Here is a 19,634-nt window from a genome sequence, read left to right as displayed (position 1 = left end):
GTTTCTCGCTCGCAGTCGTTTATTTCGCAGCCGGAGCGGCTTCAAACTCCTTGATCGTTTTGGTCACCTGGCCGGCCACCGGATTGGGAACGGCGATCGACAACTGATAATGCGCGATCTCGAATCCCTTGTCCGTCTTGTGCATCACGCCGCTGGCCTGGCAGACACCCATCTGGGTATCGAGCAGTTCGTCGAACCAGATAAACTTCTTGTCCGCCGACATATACACATTGCGCCTGGTCGCCTTGAACGACCAGGCCGAGCCCTTGTCGAAGAAACGCCTGGCCCACGCCTTGAACTGGTCGCGGTTCCACAGTTCGGTCTTGTCCGTCCCGATATACACGCCATGTTTCGCCATCTTGTCGAAATAGGCCGGCCGCGCGTGCGCCGCATCGTCGTGCCATTCATCGATGAAGGCGTTGATTTGCTTCGTATAAGGCGCCGCCGGGTCGGACGCTTGCGCGCACGCACCCAGGCTGACGATGAACAAGAAGCAGGCCAGCAGGGTTTTCTTCATTCTGACTTTCCATGGACATGGTGGACGGGACGATATGCAATTGTACACGTCCACCACAACGCCGGCGACCGCGATGGCACAGGCCGGTCCCCACCCGGGTTCCCACCTCGTCGCTTGGCGGGATAACATCTATTATTAACCAGAAACATTATAAATTGCGAGTTCGCTATCTGTATTAGATTTTCTTACGCTGTCAGCAAAAGAGAATCAATAGATTAATAGCCCATATGAATATTGGATAGATTTTGAATATTTTCTATTTTTATGAAAACTGACCGTGCAATCGATTTCATAATCGACATACTGTGGTACTGTTTATCAGCTGATATCAATATCAGCCACAAGCGACGACTTTCTTTTGTAGTATCAACGCTCCATTTGCCGCCCGCACACAGGGCAGTATCCATTCAAGGACTTTGCAGATGAAACAACTTTTAGCTGTTGGAACACTGGCGCTGGCTTCCCTGTCGCAGGCCCAGGCACAAACCACGCCGGCGCCGGCGTTTGGTACCTACCAAAAACCTTTTGCCGCCGATTCGCTGTGGAATTCCTATCCGGTCAATCCGGTATTCGACACCTGGGAAATCCCGGCCACCACCTGGAATCCGGCCATCCAGGGTGGCGCTTTTTCGTCCGGCATTTTCGAAGCGAAAGCCACTGACGGGCCGATGCTGATCTACCCTGTGGCTGGCGCGACCGGCGTGGTCGATACCGATACCGAAATGCGCACGCCGACCTACACGATTCCACACTGGCCGCCTGCCACCGTGCCCGCGACCGGAGGCGATGGCCATGCCGATATCATCGATGCGAGCCTGAACCGGATCTATTCGTTTTCCAACCTGAAGAAAAACGCCGAGGGCAAGTGGACCGCGACGCGGGTCTCGTGGACACCGCTCACCGGCAGCGGCTGGGGCGATCCGGCCCACTACTACCAAGGTGCGCGCGCGGCCGGCCCTGCGCCGACCGGCGGCATGATCCGCATCGCCGAAGCCAACGACGGCAAGCCCCTGTTCGAACACGCCCTGTCGATGTCGCTCGATTTCACCGGATTGCTTGCCGGGGAAGATCGCTATACCTATCCGGCCACGGCGGCCGACACGCCGATTGCGACCAAGCCGAACACCGGCCGCATCCCCGAGGGCGCGCGCGTCATGTTGCCGCCCAATTTCGACCTGAGCAAGATCACCGACGCCCGCCTGTTGAAGGTTGCCAGGACGTTGATGAAATACGGCGCGTATGTGGTCGACCGTAACGACAATACGCCGTTCGTGATCTATGTGGAAATTGGCGCGCCGTGGAGCAATTCGCCGCCGGACCAGCTCAACCTGGTCCGCAAGTCGCTGCGCAGGGTGCTCGGTCAGTCCGGCCACATCGACGGCAACGGCCAGCCGCGCGTACCGGAAACGCGCGTCAACCTGCTGTCGCTGCGGGGCGCCTGGACCCTGATCGATGGGGTCGGCTCGCAAGGCGTGTACGACACCTTCAGCCAGTCGCTGGTGTGGGGCACGACGACCACGCGGCCGATGACCCAGATCAACTACTCGAACTGGGGCCTGGGCCGGGTCGCGAACAAGTTCCCGAAAGCGCCGAAGCGCTACAAGCTGTATGTGGAATCGACCGGCGGCACCACCATGAGCATGACGATGCAAGTGGGCACCGTGAAGACCGAGACTGCGCAGCTGGGCAATGGCCAGAGCCAGGCCGTGGTGTGGCCCGACCAGGCCAAGGCCTACTTCACCGCCAAAAAGCCGGTGGGAGGACCAGCGAGCCTGAAAGCGCGCCTGATCGAACTGCCGGCGGGCGAGTAATCGCACTGCGCCGGGCGTCGGCAGCGACCCCGGCGGACAGTTGAAGCCCGAAGGGCAATCGTCCGGCCGGGTGTCAGGTCTGACATTCGGACACGAGCAGATCAATCATCCATCCGGCCGGGTGTCAGGTCTGACATTCGGACACGAGCAGATCAATCATGCATCCGGCCGGGTGTCAGGCCTGACATTCGGACACGGGCAGATCAATCATCTGTTGCACCAGCCTGTCGAGGTCGTGTCCGTTTGTCAGACCTGACACCGGCGGTGACAGTTGCACCAGCCTGTCGAGGTCGTGTCCGTTTGTCAGACCTGACACCGGCGGTGCTGACACCGGCGGGACACCGGCGGGACCGGTGGGGGCATGCACCCCGAAGGGCAATAAAAAAGCGAGCCCGAGGCTCGCTTTTTCAATGGAGAAACGCGTTGATCAGCGCTTGTCGATTGCCTGCACGTCGCGGGTCGGCGAGCCGACGAACAGCTGGCGTGGACGGCCGATCTTCTGTTCTGGATCGGAAATCATCTCGTTCCACTGGGCGATCCAGCCGATCGTGCGCGCCATCGCGAAAATACCCGTGAACAGCGATACCGGAATGCCCAGCGCCGATTGCACGATGCCCGAGTAGAAGTCGACGTTCGGGTACAGCTTGCGCGATACGAAGTATTCGTCTTCCAGCGCAATTTTTTCCAGCGCCATGGCCAGCTTGAACAGCGGATCGTCCTGCAGGCCGAGTTCTTGCAGCACTTCGTGGCAGGTTTCACGCATCAGCTTGGCGCGCGGGTCGAAGTTCTTGTACACGCGGTGACCAAAGCCCATCAGCTTGACGCCGGAGTTCTTGTCTTTCACTTTTTCGATGAAAGCAGGAATGTTCTCGACGCTGCCGATTTCTTTCAGCATGTTCAGGGCGGCTTCGTTCGCACCACCGTGCGCAGGACCCCACAGGCAGGCAATGCCGGCGGCGATACAGGCGAACGGGTTGGCGCCCGAGGAACCGGCCAGGCGAACGGTCGAGGTCGACGCGTTCTGCTCGTGATCCGCGTGCAGGATCAAGATGCGGTCGAGCGCGCGCACCAGCACTTCGTTGACGACGTACTCTTCGCACGGATTGCCGAACATCATGCGCATGAAGTTGGCGCTGTACGACAGGTCGTTGCGCGGGTACACGAACGGCTGGCCGATCGAGTATTTGTACGACATCGCGACCAGGGTCGGCATCTTGGCGATCAGGCGGATGGCCGACACTTCGCGGTGATGCGGATCGTTGATGTCGAGCGAGTCGTGGTAGAACGAGGCCAGCGCGCCGACAGTCCCCACCAGCACCGACATCGGGTGCGCGTCACGGCGGAAGCCGCGGAAGAAGAATTGCATCTGCTCGTGCACCATGGTGTGCTTGGTGACGGTGTCGCTGAAGATCTGGTTTTGTTCTTTGTTCGGCAGTTCGCCGTTCAGCAGCAGGTAGCAGGTTTCCAGGAAGTCGCAATTGACGGCCAGTTGCTCGATCGGGTAACCGCGGTACAGCAGTTCGCCCTTGTCGCCATCGATGTAGGTGATGCTCGAGTTGCAGGCGGCGGTCGACATGAAGCCCGGGTCGTACGTGAATTTGCCGGTCTGGGCGTACAGCTTGCGGATGTCGATGACGTCCGGGCCGACGGTGCCCTTGTAAATCGGCATGTCGATGGGAGTACTGCCATCGGAAAACGACAGGGTGGCTTTGGTATCAGAGATGTTCATGGCACTTCCTTCTTGGGAGGTGAGGTCTACAAAATAAAATGACTAAACTCGTCGGGCTGTCGCCACGTTCAGGCTTGTCGCAGGCGCTCCAGCAAGGCGCGCACATGCGGCAAGTCGACTTCACCTTCGGGCTCTTTGCGCCCCAGGATCAGGTCCATCAGCGGATTGTCCGCCAGATCGAGCAGCCGGGTCAGCGCGTCGACTTCTTCATCGGTCAACCCGTCTTCATGCGCGTCAAGGAAGCGCGTGAGGATCAGGTCGTTTTCGAGCAAACCCCGGCGGCTGCGCCAGCGCAGTCGCGAGCGGTTGGCCGGGTCGGATTGGTGCGTATTCACTCTAGAGTCCGTCGTTGGGTCAACACTATACTCCGCATGCCAGGTTTCGGCAGTACGGTACTTTTACTGTATTGCTAACTTACCGCCACCATACCGGGCAGCATGCAAGGCATGCCCGATGGCAAGCGGGCGCGACGCCGGAAAACCTACCCGCGCCGCGCCCGCCATGCTGTTCCCGCAACGCTGTTTACACAGCGCGGCGAACCATCAATTCCTTGATCTTGCCGATCGCCTTGTTCGGGTTCAAGCCTTTAGGGCAGACGTCGACGCAGTTCATGATCGAGTGGCAACGGAACAGGCGGTACGGGTCTTCCAGGTTGTCCAGGCGCGCGCCGGTGTCTTCGTCGCGGCTGTCGGCGATGAAGCGGTAGGCTTGCAGCAGGCCGGCGGGACCGACGAACTTGTCCGGATTCCACCAGAACGAGGGGCACGAGGTCGAGCAGCAAGCGCACAGGATGCACTCGTACAGGCCGTCGAGTTCTTCGCGTTCGGTCGGCGTCTGCAGGCGCTCTTTTTCAGGCGGGATCGAGTCGTTGACCAGGTACGGCTTGATCGAATCGTACTGCTTGAAAAATTGCGTCATGTCGACGATCAGGTCGCGGATGACGGGCAGGCCGGCCAGCGGACGCAGCACGATCGGCTGGGTCAGCTCGTTCAGGTTGGTGGTGCACGCCAGGCCGTTCTTGCCGTTGATGTTCATCGCGTCCGAACCGCACACGCCTTCACGGCAGGAGCGGCGAAGGCTCAGGGTATCGTCCACATCGGACTTGATGCGCTGCAGGGCGTCGAGCAGCATCTTGTCGGTGTCTTGCAGTTCGACTGTCACATCTTGCATGTACGGCTTGGCGTCCTGGTCGGGATCGTAGCGGTAGATTTTCAGTTTTACGGTGCGTGTCATGTTCTGACCTTAGAAAGTACGTGGTTTCGGCTTGAAGGTGTCGACCGTCAGCGGCTTGGTGATCACAGGCTTGTAGTCGAGGCGGTTGCCTTCGGAATAGAACAAGGTGTGCTTCATCCAGACCTCGTCGTCGCGCGCCGGGTAGTCGCTGTGGGCGTGCGCGCCGCGCGATTCCTTGCGTGCCACTGCCGATGTGATGGTCGCCTTGGCCGTTTCAATGAGGTTATCGAGTTCCAGCGCTTCGACCCGGGCGGTGTTGAACACCATCGACTTGTCTTTGAACGAAACATGCTTGCGACGCTCGTCGAGCACCATGATTTCCTTGTAGCCCTGGGTGAGCAGCTCGTCGGTGCGGAACACGCCGCAGTATTTCTGCATGGTCGAACGGATGTCGTTGGCCACGCCCTGCACACGCTCGGAACCGGTCGAGGTTTCCAGGCGGTTCATGCGCTCGAGCGCGAAGTCGGCCGCGTCTTTCGGCAGTGGCTTGTTTTCCTTTTGCTTCAGGTTCGATGCCACCACGTGGTTGCCGGCCGCGCGGCCGAACACCAGCAAGTCGAGCAGCGAATTGGTGCCAAGGCGGTTGGCGCCGTGCACCGAGACGCAGGCGCATTCGCCGATCGCGTACAGGCCGCCCACCACCGCCACCGGATTGCCGTCTTTTGGCGCGACCACCTGGCCGTGGATGTTGGTCGGAATGCCGCCCATCTGGTAGTGAATGGTCGGCACCACCGGGATCGGTTCCTTGGTGGCGTCGACGTTGGCGAACTTGTGGCCGATTTCGAGAATCGACGGCAGGCGCTTGGCGATGGTGTCGGCGCCGATGTGGCGCAGGTCGAGCAGCACGTGGTCCTTGTTCGGACCGCAGCCGCGGCCTTCCTTGATTTCCTGGTCCATCGAGCGCGACACGAAGTCGCGCGGCGCCAGGTCTTTCAGGGTTGGCGCATAGCGCTCCATGAAGCGTTCGCCATTGCTGTTGATCAGGATGCCGCCTTCGCCGCGCACGCCTTCGGTGATCAGCACGCCCGCGCCGGACACGCCGGTCGGGTGGAACTGCCAGAATTCCATGTCTTGCAGCGGCAGGCCGGCGCGCGCCGCCATGCCCATGCCGTCGCCGGTGTTAATGAAGGCGTTGGTCGAGGCGGCGAAGATGCGCCCTGCCCCGCCGGTGGCGAAGATGGTGGTCTTCGCTTCCAGGATCATGCATTCGCCGGTTTCCATTTCGAGCGCCACCACGCCGACGCAGTCGCCGTCGGCGTCACGGATGATGTCGATCGCCATCCATTCGACGAAAAAGTGGGTGCGCGCGCGGACGTTGCGCTGGTACAAGGTGTGCAGCAGTGCGTGGCCGGTACGGTCGGCCGCGGCGCAAGCGCGCTGGACCGGCTTTTCGCCGAAGTTGGCGGTGTGGCCGCCGAAGGGACGCTGGTAAATCGTGCCATCCGGATTACGGTCGAACGGCATGCCGAAGTGTTCCAGCTCGTAGACGACCTTCGGTGCTTCGCGGCACATGAATTCGATCGCATCCTGGTCGCCCAGGTAGTCGCCACCCTTGACGGTGTCGAACATATGCCAGTACCAGTCGTCTTCCGACATATTGCCGAGGGACGCGCCGATGCCGCCCTGGGCCGCCACGGTGTGCGAGCGGGTCGGGAAGACTTTCGACAGCACGGCCACGTTCAGGCCGGCTTCAGCCAGTTGCAGGGAAGCGCGCATGCCGGAACCGCCCGCGCCAACGATGACCGCGTCGAAGCGACGGGTAGGAAGTGCTTTTTTGATTGCTGCCACGATTAAACGCTCCAGAGAATTTGTACGGTCCAGGCTGCGCAGCCGATCAGCCACAGGATGGTGAGCGCTTGCAGGGTCAGGCGCACGCCGACCGGTTTGATGTAATCCATCCAGATGTCGCGCATGCCGACCCAGGCGTGGTAGTACAGGCCGGCGAAGGTCACCAGGCTGAACAACTTGAACCACTGTTGCGAGAACAGGTGGGACCAGCCTTCGTAGGTGAAGTTATTGCCGGTCAAAAAAGAGATCAGCAGCGTGAAGGTGTACACCGCCATCACCACCGCGGTCAGGCGCTGGGCCATCCAATCCCGCAGGCCGTAGTGGGCGCCGACGACGAGGCGCTTGGGTCCGACGTTATTCTTTGCCATCAAAACACTCCAAACAGTTTGAGACCAGCCAGTGCGGTCAGGATCAGGCTGACAACGAGCACGCTGACAGCGCTATTGCGCGAGGAATCTTTCTCGATGCCAATGTGCATATCCATGAACAGGTGGCGAAAGCCGGCGCAGAAATGGTGCATATAGGCCCAGATCAGGCCCAGCAGGACCAGCTTGGCCAGGGGATGCGCGAGGATGCCCTTGAAATAGTCGAACGACATTTCCGACTGCACGCTATGCTGGAACAGGTACAGCAGGAACGGCAGCATCAGGAAGATCGCCGCGCCGCTGACGCGGTGCAGAATCGAGACCCAGGCGCCTGGCGTCATTATGTAGTTCATTAAATCGGTAACATGGATGTTACGGATCTCGGGCCGTTCTTTTTTTGGAACTTCCTTCACGGCTTCGGACATGGCAGTACCTCCCCTTTGACTAACTAAATTGTAAATAACCCGCAATTTTCGCCCATTTTGCCGAAATGCACCAATATTCCTCTTGCGCTTTGCAAGTTCGGCAACAATATGGAACGACGCTCGCTACTTTCTTATGATCAATGCATTTTAAACGGAACGGCCGTTTTGTGCACTGCACCGTCACACTGCGCCCGCCTTAATCGAGGGTCAAGCGCGGTTCGGCAACACTGGTCTTGAAACTACGACAAGTCATTCTGGCCGCTATGACAAGTCATTCTGGTAATGATGATGCGAGGTCAGGTACAGCCCGCGGCGCAGCTCGACCGCCTTGTCGCCGTAGGTGAACGAAACGCGCTCGGCGCACAGCAGCGGCGTGCCCTGCTCCACCCCGAGGAACTGGGCGGCGCCGGCGTCGGCCCCGAGCGCGCGGATTTTTTCGCTGGCGCGGATCATGCGGGTGCCGAACTCAGACTCGAACAAGCCGTACATCGGCCCCTTGTACTCGACCAGGCGTTCCGCGGTCAGTCCTTTGAACAGGAGGCCGGGAAGCCACATTTCTTCAAGAATTGTCGGCGTGCCGTCGAACGACATCACGCGCTTGATATACACTACGGAGTCGCCCGATTTCAAGTCCAGCAGGCGCGCCACTTCGGCCGGCGCGCGCATGCGCTTGACTTCGATGATCTTGTTGTCGGGCTGATGCGGCACGCCTTCGTCGGGCATCAGCCGCAAAAAGCGGAAATGCGCGCGCGCCTCGTGGTGGGTGGCGACAAAGGTGCCCTTGCCCTGGCGCCGCAGCAGCAGGTTTTCGGCGGCCAGTTCGTCGATCGCCTTGCGCACCGTGCCCTGGCTGACTTTAAAGCGGCCGGCCAGTTCGACCTCGCTGGGAATCATCTCGCCGGGTTTCCATTCGCCCGCCTGCAAGCCCTGGGTGATCAGGGCCTTGATCTGCTGGTACAGGGGGCTGAAGGTGGGTGAGGCGCCCGGGGTGCTGGCGGAAGCGCCGCTCCCGCTGGCAGCTGGTCCATGCGGGATCGGAGGGGTCGGAAGGGAATTCATAGACCCGGATTTCAACACAAACGGGCCTGCCAGTCCAGTGCAATCGCCGCAGGCAGGTGTTTTATATAAGGTGTCTTATATAAGATATATGATACGAATTGACAGATTGCCGACCTGCGCCTACACTCGCGTTCGATCCGGCATACGCGCGTATCGCCCCGCGCTTTTTTTGACGGGGACGGGAAGTTCCGGTGGTGGTGTCCGAGGTCGGTATCCGATTTTGGTATCATTACGGTTTTCCCGGACAAGCGTATCCTCAGCTTCGACCGTTGCTTCGACCGTTTTCTTTCCCACTTTGGAGATTCATCATGGCTAAAACCCCACTGCGCGTTGCTGTCACCGGCGCTGCCGGCCAGATCGGCTATTCCCTGCTGTTCCGCATCGCGAACGGTGACATGCTCGGCAAAGACCAGCCAGTCATCCTGCAATTGCTGGAAATCGCTGACGAGAAAGCCCAGAAAGCGCTCAAGGGCGTCATGATGGAAATCGACGACTGCGCATTTCCGCTGCTGGCCGGCATGACCGCCCACGCCGACCCGATGACCGCCTTCAAGGATGCCGATTTCGCCCTGCTGGTCGGCGCCCGTCCGCGCGGCCCCGGCATGGAGCGTAAAGACCTGCTCGAAGCGAATGCCCAGATCTTCACGGTGCAAGGCAAGGCGCTCGACGCCGTCGCTTCGCGCAACGTCAAAGTACTGGTGGTCGGCAACCCGGCCAACACCAACGCCTACATCGCCATGAAATCGGCGCCGTCGCTGCCGGCCAAGAACTTCACCGCCATGCTGCGCCTGGACCACAACCGCGCCCTGTCGCAGATCGCCTCCAAGACCGGCAAGCCGGTCGCGTCGATCGAAAAACTGTGCGTGTGGGGCAACCACTCGCCAACCATGTACGCCGACTACCGCTTCGCGCAAATCGACGGCGCCTCGGTCAAGGAAACCATCAACGACGACGCCTGGAACCGCGACACCTTCCTGCCAACCGTCGGCAAGCGCGGCGCGGCGATCATCGAAGCGCGCGGCCTGTCGTCGGCCGCGTCGGCCGCCAACGCCGCCATCGACCACATGCACGACTGGTACCTCGGCACCAACGGCAAGTGGACCACGATGGGCATTGCTTCGGATGGCTCGTACGGCATCCCTGAAGGCACCATGTTCGGCTTCCCGGTCACGACCGAGAATGGCGAATACACGATCGTGCAAGGTTTGCCGATCGACGAGTTCTCGCAGGAACGCATCAACCTCACGCTCAAGGAACTGACCGAAGAGCGTGAAGGCGTCGCCCACCTGCTGGCCTGAGTTTCAACGCGGCCGGATTCGTGGACCCCGTAACACCACCGATTCGCCGCATGCCCTGTGCCGCCCCGAGCGGCACAGGCGCTGATGTACCTGAGAAAATGATCATGCATCCCTCCGAGGTTTTATTCCAGGGCAAACGCCAGCCTTTGCTGCTCCCCGCCTGCGACCACTATGCAGGCTCCGAAAAGCTGATGCTCAAGTCGATGGCCCTGCAACAAGAGCTTGGCCCCCTGTTCGACATCACGTTCGACTGTGAAGACGGCGCCACCGCCGGCGCCGAGCCCGAACACGCCCAAATGATCGTGCGTCTGCTGGGCGACGACGGCAACCGCCACAACCGCATCGGCGTGCGCGTGCACGACGTCGACAGCCCCTTCTTCGAAGGCGACCTGGCCGTCATCGTCGGCGGCGCGGCCCAGCGCCTGGCGTATGTGGTGCTGCCCAAGGCGAATGGCGCGCACGACGTCGCGCGCGCCATCGAAGCGATCAACGTGCACGCCGCCAAGGGTGGACGGATCACCCCGATGCCGGTGCACGTGCTGGTCGAAACGCATGGCGCCCTGCGCGAAGCGGACGCCATCGCCGCCCAGCCGCAGGTCGAGTGCCTGTCGTTCGGCATCATGGACTTCGTGTCGTCGCACTACGGCGCCATTCCGGGCGCGGCCATGCGCACGCCGGGCCAGTTCACGCACCCGCTGGTGGTGCGCGCCAAGCTCGAGATGGCGGCCGCCTGCCACGCGCACGGCAAGGTGCCGTCGCACAACGTCACCACCGACATCAAGGACAGCGCCGTGGTCGCCAACGATGCCCAGCGCGCCGCCGCCGAATTCGGCTTTACGCGCATGTGGAGCATCCACCCCGACCAGATCAAGCCGATCCTGAAGGCCTTCACGCCGCGCCTGTCGGAAGTGAACGAAGCGACCAACATCCTCACCGAAGGCAAGAACGCCAGCTGGGGACCGATTTCGCAGAACGGGCGCTTGCACGACCGCGCCAGCTATCGCTATTATTGGACGGTGCTGCAGCGCGCGAAACTGGCGGGCCTGGCCCTGCCGGACGCCGCCGCCGCCCTCGTCAACGACCCACAACCAGCCACCTGAACGGAAGTCCCGATGCCCACCCTGATCAAGAACACCCTGCTCGCCTGCTCCCTGGCGATGGCGGCTGCCTCCCTTTGCGCGGCCCCGGCGGCCAACGCGGCCGAAGCAAAACCGGCGGCCAAGGCCAAGCCGGCCAAGTCCAAAGCGCGCGCACACCCGAAAGCGGTCGACGTCGTCGCCAGCGAGCCGGAACCGGACATCAGCGACACTACCACCACCGACTTCGACTGCGAGCTGGGCAACAAGGTCACGACCTACCACAACGATAACGACGACGGCCACATCGCGCTGCGCTGGAAAAAGCGCCTGCACCGCCTGACCCGCGTGGGCACGACCACGGGCGCCAAGCGCTTCGAAAACCCGACCTTCGGCCTGGTCTGGATCGGTATTCCGGCCAAGGGCATGCTGCTCGATTCGCGCCTGAACCGCCAGCTGGCCAACGAATGCAAGAACGCCGAGCAGATGAAGCCGGTTGTTGAGAAGCCGATCGCCCCGCCGATGCCGGCAGCGACCCCGGCGTCGGGCGAGCTTGCAGTACCAGCGGTGCCGCCTGTGGCGGCGCCGGCGGCGCTTGACGCCCCTGCAGCAAAATAAGCTTATCGAAAAACGAAAAACAAGGGAACTTCGGGCAGCTGTAGCGAGCGGCGCAAGTATCGTCCGAGAAGCGCAGCCGTACGCAGGTACGGTGAGCATCGCAGGGCGACAATTGCGCCGCGCAACAGGCTGATCGACGTTCCCTAACAAAATACCCCACTGAAGGAGAGGTCATGTCCCGCAACACTCTGAACACGCTCAAGGATTTCAAACTGTCGGCCGGCAAGAAAGGCAAGTTCTACTCGCTGCCGGCGCTCCAGAAAAGCCTTGGGGTGAACGTCTCGCGCCTGCCGGTGTCGATCCGCCTGGTCCTCGAATCCGTGCTGCGTAACTGCGACGGCAAGAAGGTCACGGAAGAACACGTCAAGCAATTGGCGAACTGGGCGCCAAACGGCGAACGCACCGACGAGATTCCCTTCGTCGTGGCCCGCGTCGTGCTGCAAGACTTCACCGGCGTGCCGTTGCTGGCCGACCTGGCCGCGATGCGCAACGTCGCCAACAAGATGGGCATGAACCCGAAAAACATCGAGCCGCTGGTACCGGTCGACCTGGTGGTCGATCACTCGGTCACCATCGACCATTACCGCGAAAAGGGCGCGCTCGACCTGAACATGAAGCTGGAATTCTCGCGCAACAACGAGCGCTACCAGTTCATGAAGTGGGGCATGCAGGCGTTCGACACCTTCGGCGTGGTGCCACCGGGCTTCGGCATCGTCCACCAGGTCAACCTGGAGTACCTGGCGCGCGGCGTGCATAAAGCTGGCGACACCTACTACCCCGACACCCTGGTCGGCACCGACTCGCACACCACCATGATCAACGGCATCGGCGTGGTCGGCTGGGGCGTGGGCGGGATCGAAGCCGAAGCGGGCATGCTGGGCCAGCCGGTCTACTTCCTCACGCCTGACGTGATCGGCGTGAACCTGACCGGCGCGCTGCGCGAAGGCTGCACCGCGACCGACCTGGTGCTGACCATCACCGAAATGCTGCGTAAAGAAAAAGTCGTCGGCAAGTTCGTCGAATTCTTCGGCGCCGGTACCGAAACCTTGTCGCTGACCGACCGCGCGACGATTGCCAACATGGCCCCGGAATACGGCGCGACGATGGGCTTCTTCCCGGTCGACGACGCCACCATCGAATACTTCGAAGGCACCGGCCGCACCACCGACGAAATCACCGCGTTCAAGAACTACTTCAAGGCCCAGAACCTGTACGGCGTGCCGCAGGAAGGCGACATCGACTACACCCGCGTGGTCTCGCTCGACCTGGCCACCGTGACCCCGTCGCTGGCAGGCCCGAAGCGTCCGCAGGACCGTATCGAAATCGGCAACGTCAAGAACAACTTCATCGAACTGTTCTCGAAGCCGACTACCGAAAACGGTTTCAACAAGAACCCGGCCGATCTGACCAACCACTACGAAACCACCAACGGCGTGCACGTCAAGAATGGCGACGTGCTGATCGCGGCGATTACCTCGTGCACCAACACCTCGAACCCGAGCGTACTGCTGGCCGCCGGCTTGCTGGCCAAGAAGGCCGTTGAAGCGGGCCTGACGGTTGCGCCGCACATCAAGACCTCGCTGGCCCCCGGCTCGCGCGTGGTCACCGAGTACCTGACCGCCGCCGGCCTGCTGCCGTACCTGGAGCAACTGGGCTTTGGCGTGACCGCCTACGGCTGCACCACCTGCATCGGCAACGCCGGCGACCTGACCCCTGAGCTGAACGCGGCGATCGCCGAGAACGACATCGTGGCCTCGGCCGTCTTGTCGGGCAACCGCAACTTCGAAGCGCGGATCCACCCGAACATCCGTTCCAACTTCCTGGCCTCGCCGCCGCTGGTGGTGGCCTACGCCATCGCCGGCAACATGACGCGCGACCTGATGACCGAACCGGTCGGCAAGGGCACCAACGGCAAGGACGTGTACCTGGGCGACATCTGGCCGACCTCGAAAGAAATCGGCAAGCTGATGAAGTTCGCGATGAACTCCAAGGTCTTCAAGGCCAACTACGCCGACGTCAAGGGCGCACCGGGCAAGCTGTGGGAAGACGTCACCACCACCACCGGCCAGGTCTACGACTGGCCGAAGTCGACCTACATCGCCGAGCCGCCGTTCTTCGACGGCTTCGAGATGATCCCGAAAGCGGCAGCGACCGGCATCACCGGCGCGCGCGCACTGGGCGTGTTCGGCGACTCGATCACCACCGACCACATTTCGCCGGCCGGTTCGATCCAGGAAAGCGGCCCTGCGGGCAAATGGCTGCTGGCCAACGGCGTGATGAAGGCCGACTTCAACTCGTACGGCTCGCGTCGCGGCAATCACGAGATCATGATGCGCGGCACCTTTGCCAACGTGCGTATCAAGAACCGCATGATTCCGGCCAAGGCCGACGGTTCCGCGGTTGAAGGCGGCATCACGATTCACCAGCCGAGCGGCGAACAGCTGTCGATCTACGACGCGGCCATGAAGTACGTGGCCGACGACGTGCCGACCATGGTGTTCGGCGGCGAAGAGTACGGCACGGGTTCCTCGCGCGACTGGGCGGCCAAGGGCACCCAGCTGCTGGGCGTGAAAGCGGTCATCACCCGTTCGTTCGAGCGCATCCACCGCTCGAACCTGGTGGGCATGGGCGTGCTGCCGCTGCAATTCATCGGCGACGACAGCGTGCAGACCCTGAACATCACCGGCAAGGAAGTGTTCGACCTGAAGGGCCTGGAAGGCGAGATCAAGCCGCAGCAACTGGCAACCCTGGTCATCACGCGCGAAAACGGCGACGTACAGGAAGTCAAAGTCCTGCTGCGTATCGACACCCCGATCGAAGTCGATTACTACAAGCATGGCGGCATTCTGCCATTCGTGCTGCGCCAGCTGCTGGCCGCGTAAAGCAAGAGAGCCTCACGACCACGCCCCGCGCCAGCGCGGGGCCGATCGCCCAACGCCGGATTCGTCCGGCGTTTTTTTTGGCCCCGAGGAGCGGCTCGGCGGCAAAGTGAGCGCATACTATCACCCTTCCTTTCAACTTTTCCGCACGCTTCTTGCGCCGTCTTCATGGTGGGCGGGGGAATGAACTACAATACGGCAGATAAGGGTTGATCATTGTTCCGACATTATTGATCCGTTCATTCACTTACAAAGACTCTTATCCCCATGCGTCGTCCAAGCAAAGATCCATCCCATAAGTTGTCGGCCGAGAGCCAGCGCCTGGTCAGCATCAGCCAGGCGATCGTCCAGGCGGCCAGCCGCATTGAAGAACGGGCCTGGGAGCGCCAGCTCGACACCCACCTCCAGCGCCTGCTCAAGACCGGCCACCAGGAGACCGTCGACACCACCCTCAACGTGCTGTTCAAGGAAGACCTGAACGCCTACGACACCCTGATGGAGGGCGTGGAAGCGGTCAGCGAATCGTCGACCATGGTCGAGCAGCACGACGGGGTCGAAAAGACCTTCCAGGCCTTGCTGGTGGCGGCGCCGATTCTTGCGTGGACGCGTTTTTCGATCGCGTCCGGCACCATTCCGGCCGAGCTGCTGCAGACCCTGTCCGCCCATTTTTCGGCGCACCTGCTGGCCGACGGCGTGCAGATGGCCATGGCGCCGACCCTGTTCTCGATCGACCAGTTGCCGCGCACCCATGCCGAGACCTATGCCGCCACGCACAAGCTGGCCCAGGCCGCGCACAAGGGCACGAGCGTCAAGCCGCTGGCCAAGCCGGCCGAAACCGCACCGTTCCTGGCCGATACGCGCTACCTGATGGTCGCCATCGTGGCGCCGCTGGGCGCGCCGCTGTTCCGCTGGCAGGAATCGCAGTTCCAGTCGAGCTTCATGGTCGAACGCGCCAACGCGCTGGAACAGTGGCGCGCGCAGGCCGGCCCGAGCATTTCGCGCCTGCTGCCGGGCTGCGGCACCGAACTGCTGCTGCCCGAAGCGTATTACGTGGCGTGCCGCGAAGCGGACAAACTGATCCGGCCGGTATCGGTGCGCGCCGCCGTGCATTACCTGACCCATACCCTGGGCGTGGAAGCGTCCGACCTGCGCGCCGTCATCGCCGGCTTCGGCGACGAATCGGCTGAGGGGCAGATCGACGAGTACCGCGTGGGCTTTACCATGCGCCAGACCACCGATGTGATCTACGGCATCGTGTGGCCGCTGTACGGGCAGGAAGACGAAGACGGCACGCCGGTCGAAGGCTTGTCGGCGGCCGCCCTGGGCGGCGCCCTCGAGCCGAAAGCACCGCTCGACGACATCATCGGGCACCTGAACGAAGCGGGCGTGACGCACGTGAAGCGCCACAACGAGCGTTTTGTAACCGAGTATTGCGACGACTGCGACGCGCCGCTGTTTGCCGACCCAACGGGCGAACTGGTGCATGCGGAAATGCCGGAAGACGCGCCTGCGGGCACGGAACACTTCCACTGAGTTGCGCTGCGCTAAAAAGCCGGTGCGTGCCCTAATGCCGTTAAGTTAAGCGGATTTTTGGCCACTAACCTAAAAGTCGTCATTCCCGCGCAGGCGGGAACCCAAGGCACCGTCGCTCAGCTATGATGCCTTGGATTCCCGCCTGCGCGGGAAGTCATTTCTGCCAGTGGCAGGAATGACGGGCCTAAGTTAACGCCATTACGGGCACGCCCGGTTTTTTTACGATCGGCTTGAGTGCGACACCCGGTCTGTATTGGGCTCGCACAAGATGTCGAAACATCAACACCCTTACACTCGCTGAGCGGCTCGTCCGGGCCGCATCAACGTACCGTGGAGAGCGACGATGGACGAGATGATGATTCAGGCAGTGCCGGTCCTGACCGGATTTATCGATACTTTCATCACCTGGTGGCTGGCTCTGGCCCGGGTTTTCAAGTGGTAAGCAAGCTGTCCGCTTAGTTCGCCACAGCGCGTGGGCGCCTTGCCCACGCTGGCATCTCCCACCTTCACCTTGTTATTCCAGGCGCGCCTCGCGCCCACCGGCCATGCGGGCCAACAGTGTCCCGCTATGCCGGCGATCGGGCTTCCCTTACAATGACAGCCCCTGCGCCATCGTCGCTAACCCAAGTCCCATGACCAGTTCTTCCCCCTATCCGGTTCGGATCGCCGCACCCGCAAGCGCGGCAATGCCATCGCGCGCGCGCAAGCAATTCAACAATCTCGTCAAAAAGCTGGAAGCCGAACGCGCCAAACTGGCGCTCTGGCGCGAGGAATTGCCGAAAATTCAGGCCCTGGCTGACCGCGAGTATCGCCCCCTGGCGGCGCAATTCGACGCTCGTCGCAAACAATTGCTGGTGATATTCGACCAGGCATACACCCACAAAGCGATAGGCAAAAAGGACAAGGATAAACTGCAAGCCCTGATCTGTCCGATGGCATGGGAACTGATGGAAGCCGATGACGACGAACTCATCAAAGAGATCTACAACAGGCACAGCGGCCGCGACTACGATCAGGAAATGGACGAGGAAAAAGCACTCATGCTCAAGATGGTCGGCAGCATCACCGGCCTCGATCTCGATGCCGACGCTTTCATCCATTCGCCCGACGCGTTCTTTGCCTCGCTCGAAGAAAAGATGGCCGAGCGCGAACACGACGCCCAGCAAGCGGCGCCGGCCAAACCGCCAAAGCTCAGCAAGCGCGAGGAAAAGCACCAGGCCGAGCAGGACAAACTCAAGCAATCGGTGCGCGATATTTTCCGCAAGCTCGCCAGCGCCCTGCATCCGGACCGCGAAACCGATCCGGCCGAGCGCGAGCGCAAGACCGGATTGATGCAGCGCGCCAACCGCGCCTACGCGGCCAACGACCTGCTCGGCCTGCTGGAATTGCAACTGGAAGTCGAGCAGATCGACCAGACCGGCCTGGACAACCTGGGCGATGAGCGCATCAAACAGTACAACCGTATCCTCAGCGGCCAGTTGGATGAAGTCAGCGGCGAACTGTTCGACATGGAAATGTCGCTGGCGCGCGATATCGGCTGGGAATCGAGCCGCCGTCCTGCACCCAAAACGGTGCTGAAGACGCTGCACGCCGACATTGCCGCCATGCGCGCGCAGATCGGGCAAATCGAGGCCGAGATTGCCGCTCTCGCCGACATCGCCGCGCTCAAACGCTGGTTGAAGACCTTGCGCCTTGTCGACGATAGCCTGTTCGATGACGGCCCCTGGTTTTAGTGCCGCCGGCAAAACGCCCGCAAGGCTTGTCGCTCGGCCTTGATAGCGGCATCCAGGCACGCTGAACGTCGGCACAGGCCCGCTTGCCGCCTCTACCGGCGGCAAGCGGGCGCGCAAACCGGCTACGCCCGGCCGGCCGCAGGAGATGTTCCATCGGCCCGCCCCTCCCTCCGCCCCACCTCCTCGGCAACGACAAGTCATTCACCACAGCACAAAACGCTAATATCATAAATACAACGAACAATGGCAATTCCGTGGCGCATTTGCCTAAAATTTTTGCAAATGTAAGTTCGAGAGGGCAATATTTTGCTAAAATGACAGCAATTGCTTTTTTATAGCATTCTTTTAATGTTGTAACTGACAGTCAAGGACGTCCATGGCGGTATACAAAATACAGCGTCCCGATGGCACCGTTGAGTACAGCGACAGGCCGCAAGGCGCGGGCAAAGTCTCGTCCGTCAATCGCAACGGCACCACCACCACGGTGCGCGAGCGCGAGCGTACCGCCGACGAGCACAACCGGCACATCAAGTTCCTGCTGGCACAGGCGCGCATCCGCGGCCTGAAACTGAACGACTACCTCGAATACATCGACTACCTGCGCCACTACAGCCCGGTTCGCTTCGACCGCGTCATGAGCGAGCTGCGCCTAGAAGATCCGCAAGCCTGGATGAAGCTGCAAAAGCATGCCCAGTTCCGTCCGCTGCGCGAAACCGGCATTGGCTTGAAAGCCGCCGCCAACATCATGGGAGCCTCGGCCGGCATGGCCAACGGCAAGTTCGGCGGCAGCATGGAAAAGTGGATGGAAAGCACGCTCAAGGACTTGATGAAGCGCGACCGCTACGGCCCGTACGCCGACGTGCTCGGCGACAAGGCCAGCACCCTGGTCACCAGGACCCCGACCTACTCCAACTCCCGGCTCGGCCAGTACATGCAGGCCGAAGGCGCCCTGGTCGACGCGGCATCGGCCAAGACCGCCAAAGACATGGCCGGCAGCCAGGCCGCGTTGCGCGCCGCCAAAGGCACCGCCGTGGTGCGCTCGGTCGGCCCCGTGCTTGATGTGATGGTCGCCGCGCTCAATCCGGAAGTCATGTCCTCGTTCGCCATCATCAAGCTGCGCACGGAAATGGACAAGATGTACGCGAACGGCGTGCTGTCGCTGGACCAGCTGCAGACGGCGCGGCATCTGCTCAGCCAGGCCAAGTACGACTCGGTCAAGCGCCTATTGAACCAGGCACAGGCCGACTACATCAAAGGAGGCGCGCGGTGATGCGCCCGATGGCCGCAGCAGCCTTGCTCGCCATGCTCGTCACCATCGCCCCAGCCCAGGCCAAGGCCCCGGTACGCCAGCCAGCCAGCGCCGCCATGCGCTGCACGGACGCGCCGACCAGCGGCGACGCTTTCCAGGATACCGCGCGCAACTTCCGGCCCGGCGCCGCCCCGCGCATTTTCATGGCCTTGGGCAAGGACCGCCACGCCTTGCTGAAAAAACTGCTCAATGCGGGCGACGACCCCAACATCTGCCACGCCGGCATCAGCCCGCTGCTGGCGGCGGTGGCCGGCGGCGACG

At 61.6% G+C, this 19,634-nt stretch carries 16 protein-coding genes and 1 pseudogene; 9 read left to right on the top strand and 8 right to left on the bottom strand.

Features of this window, described 5'->3' with window-relative positions:
- Positions 1–19: 19 nt before the first annotated feature.
- Positions 20–517: a nuclear transport factor 2 family protein gene (locus F2P46_RS21550; protein WP_166893997.1), complete on the bottom strand. Its 498-nt coding sequence runs from the start codon at positions 515–517 to the stop codon at positions 20–22.
- A gap of 422 nt (positions 518–939) precedes the next feature.
- On the opposite strand from F2P46_RS21550, the gene F2P46_RS21545 reads away from it, so the two are divergent.
- On the top strand, positions 940–2,328 hold the full coding sequence (locus F2P46_RS21545) for an Atrophin-1 multi-domain protein (RefSeq protein ID WP_166893995.1): 1,389 nt from the start codon (positions 940–942) through the stop codon (positions 2,326–2,328).
- A 427-nt stretch (positions 2,329–2,755) separates the two neighbouring features.
- Here F2P46_RS21545 and F2P46_RS21540 read toward each other — a convergent pair whose 3' ends face one another.
- From F2P46_RS21540 to F2P46_RS21510, 7 genes are all read right to left on the bottom strand, one after another.
- Positions 2,756–4,057, bottom strand: a complete 1,302-nt coding sequence (locus tag F2P46_RS21540) for a citrate synthase (protein WP_166893993.1) — start codon at positions 4,055–4,057, stop codon at positions 2,756–2,758.
- 68 nt (positions 4,058–4,125) lie between these two features.
- Entirely contained in the window at positions 4,126–4,392 is a 267-nt protein-coding gene (locus F2P46_RS21535; RefSeq protein WP_166893984.1) for a succinate dehydrogenase assembly factor 2, read from the bottom strand.
- 187 nt (positions 4,393–4,579) lie between these two features.
- Entirely contained in the window at positions 4,580–5,290 is a 711-nt protein-coding gene (locus F2P46_RS21530) for a succinate dehydrogenase iron-sulfur subunit (RefSeq protein ID WP_054263811.1), read from the bottom strand.
- Positions 5,291–5,299: 9 nt separating this feature from the next.
- A complete protein-coding gene (gene sdhA, locus F2P46_RS21525) occupies positions 5,300–7,078 on the bottom strand; it encodes a succinate dehydrogenase flavoprotein subunit (protein WP_166893982.1) in 1,779 nt (592 codons plus the stop codon).
- A 2-nt stretch (positions 7,079–7,080) separates the two neighbouring features.
- Positions 7,081–7,446: a succinate dehydrogenase, hydrophobic membrane anchor protein gene (sdhD, locus tag F2P46_RS21520; protein WP_166893980.1), complete on the bottom strand. Its 366-nt coding sequence runs from the start codon at positions 7,444–7,446 to the stop codon at positions 7,081–7,083.
- The gene (gene sdhC, locus F2P46_RS21515; protein ID WP_166893979.1) at positions 7,446–7,868 is read right to left on the bottom strand and encodes a succinate dehydrogenase, cytochrome b556 subunit; all 423 of its coding nucleotides are present in this window, start codon (positions 7,866–7,868) and stop codon (positions 7,446–7,448) included. The genes sdhD and sdhC overlap by 1 nt, the downstream gene beginning before the upstream one ends.
- Positions 7,869–8,129: 261 nt before the next feature.
- The gene (locus tag F2P46_RS21510; RefSeq protein ID WP_166893977.1) at positions 8,130–8,927 is read right to left on the bottom strand and encodes a GntR family transcriptional regulator; all 798 of its coding nucleotides are present in this window, start codon (positions 8,925–8,927) and stop codon (positions 8,130–8,132) included.
- Positions 8,928–9,235: 308 nt separating this feature from the next.
- Between F2P46_RS21510 and F2P46_RS21505 the strand changes: the two genes are divergently transcribed.
- From F2P46_RS21505 to F2P46_RS21470, 8 genes and pseudogenes are all read left to right on the top strand, one after another.
- Entirely contained in the window at positions 9,236–10,225 is a 990-nt protein-coding gene (locus tag F2P46_RS21505; protein ID WP_166893975.1) for a malate dehydrogenase, read from the top strand.
- Positions 10,226–10,329: 104 nt separating this feature from the next.
- Positions 10,330–11,325, top strand: a complete 996-nt coding sequence (locus F2P46_RS21500) for a CoA ester lyase (RefSeq protein ID WP_166893973.1) — start codon at positions 10,330–10,332, stop codon at positions 11,323–11,325.
- A 12-nt stretch (positions 11,326–11,337) separates the two neighbouring features.
- Positions 11,338–11,919: a hypothetical protein gene (locus F2P46_RS21495; RefSeq protein WP_229509389.1), complete on the top strand. Its 582-nt coding sequence runs from the start codon at positions 11,338–11,340 to the stop codon at positions 11,917–11,919.
- A 173-nt stretch (positions 11,920–12,092) separates the two neighbouring features.
- A complete protein-coding gene (gene acnA / locus F2P46_RS21490; RefSeq protein WP_166893971.1) occupies positions 12,093–14,801 on the top strand; it encodes an aconitate hydratase AcnA in 2,709 nt (902 codons plus the stop codon).
- A 264-nt stretch (positions 14,802–15,065) separates the two neighbouring features.
- The gene (locus F2P46_RS21485; RefSeq protein ID WP_166893969.1) at positions 15,066–16,331 is read left to right on the top strand and encodes a DUF2863 family protein; all 1,266 of its coding nucleotides are present in this window, start codon (positions 15,066–15,068) and stop codon (positions 16,329–16,331) included.
- 632 nt (positions 16,332–16,963) lie between these two features.
- A complete protein-coding gene (locus F2P46_RS21480) occupies positions 16,964–18,064 on the top strand; it encodes a hypothetical protein (RefSeq protein ID WP_166893967.1) in 1,101 nt (366 codons plus the stop codon).
- 376 nt (positions 18,065–18,440) lie between these two features.
- The gene (locus F2P46_RS21475) at positions 18,441–19,334 is read left to right on the top strand and encodes a DUF4124 domain-containing protein (RefSeq protein WP_166893965.1); all 894 of its coding nucleotides are present in this window, start codon (positions 18,441–18,443) and stop codon (positions 19,332–19,334) included.
- A pseudogene (locus F2P46_RS21470) lies at positions 19,331–19,634 on the top strand (hypothetical protein); the annotation flags it as partial. The gene F2P46_RS21475 and the pseudogene F2P46_RS21470, both read left to right, overlap by 4 nt.

This window comes from Massilia sp. CCM 8734, from assembly GCF_011682155.1.
GTDB lineage: Bacteria > Pseudomonadota > Gammaproteobacteria > Burkholderiales > Burkholderiaceae_D > Telluria_A > Telluria_A rubra.
Note: the sequence above shows the minus strand (reverse complement) of the source record. Positions and strands in the feature narration are given on the sequence as shown.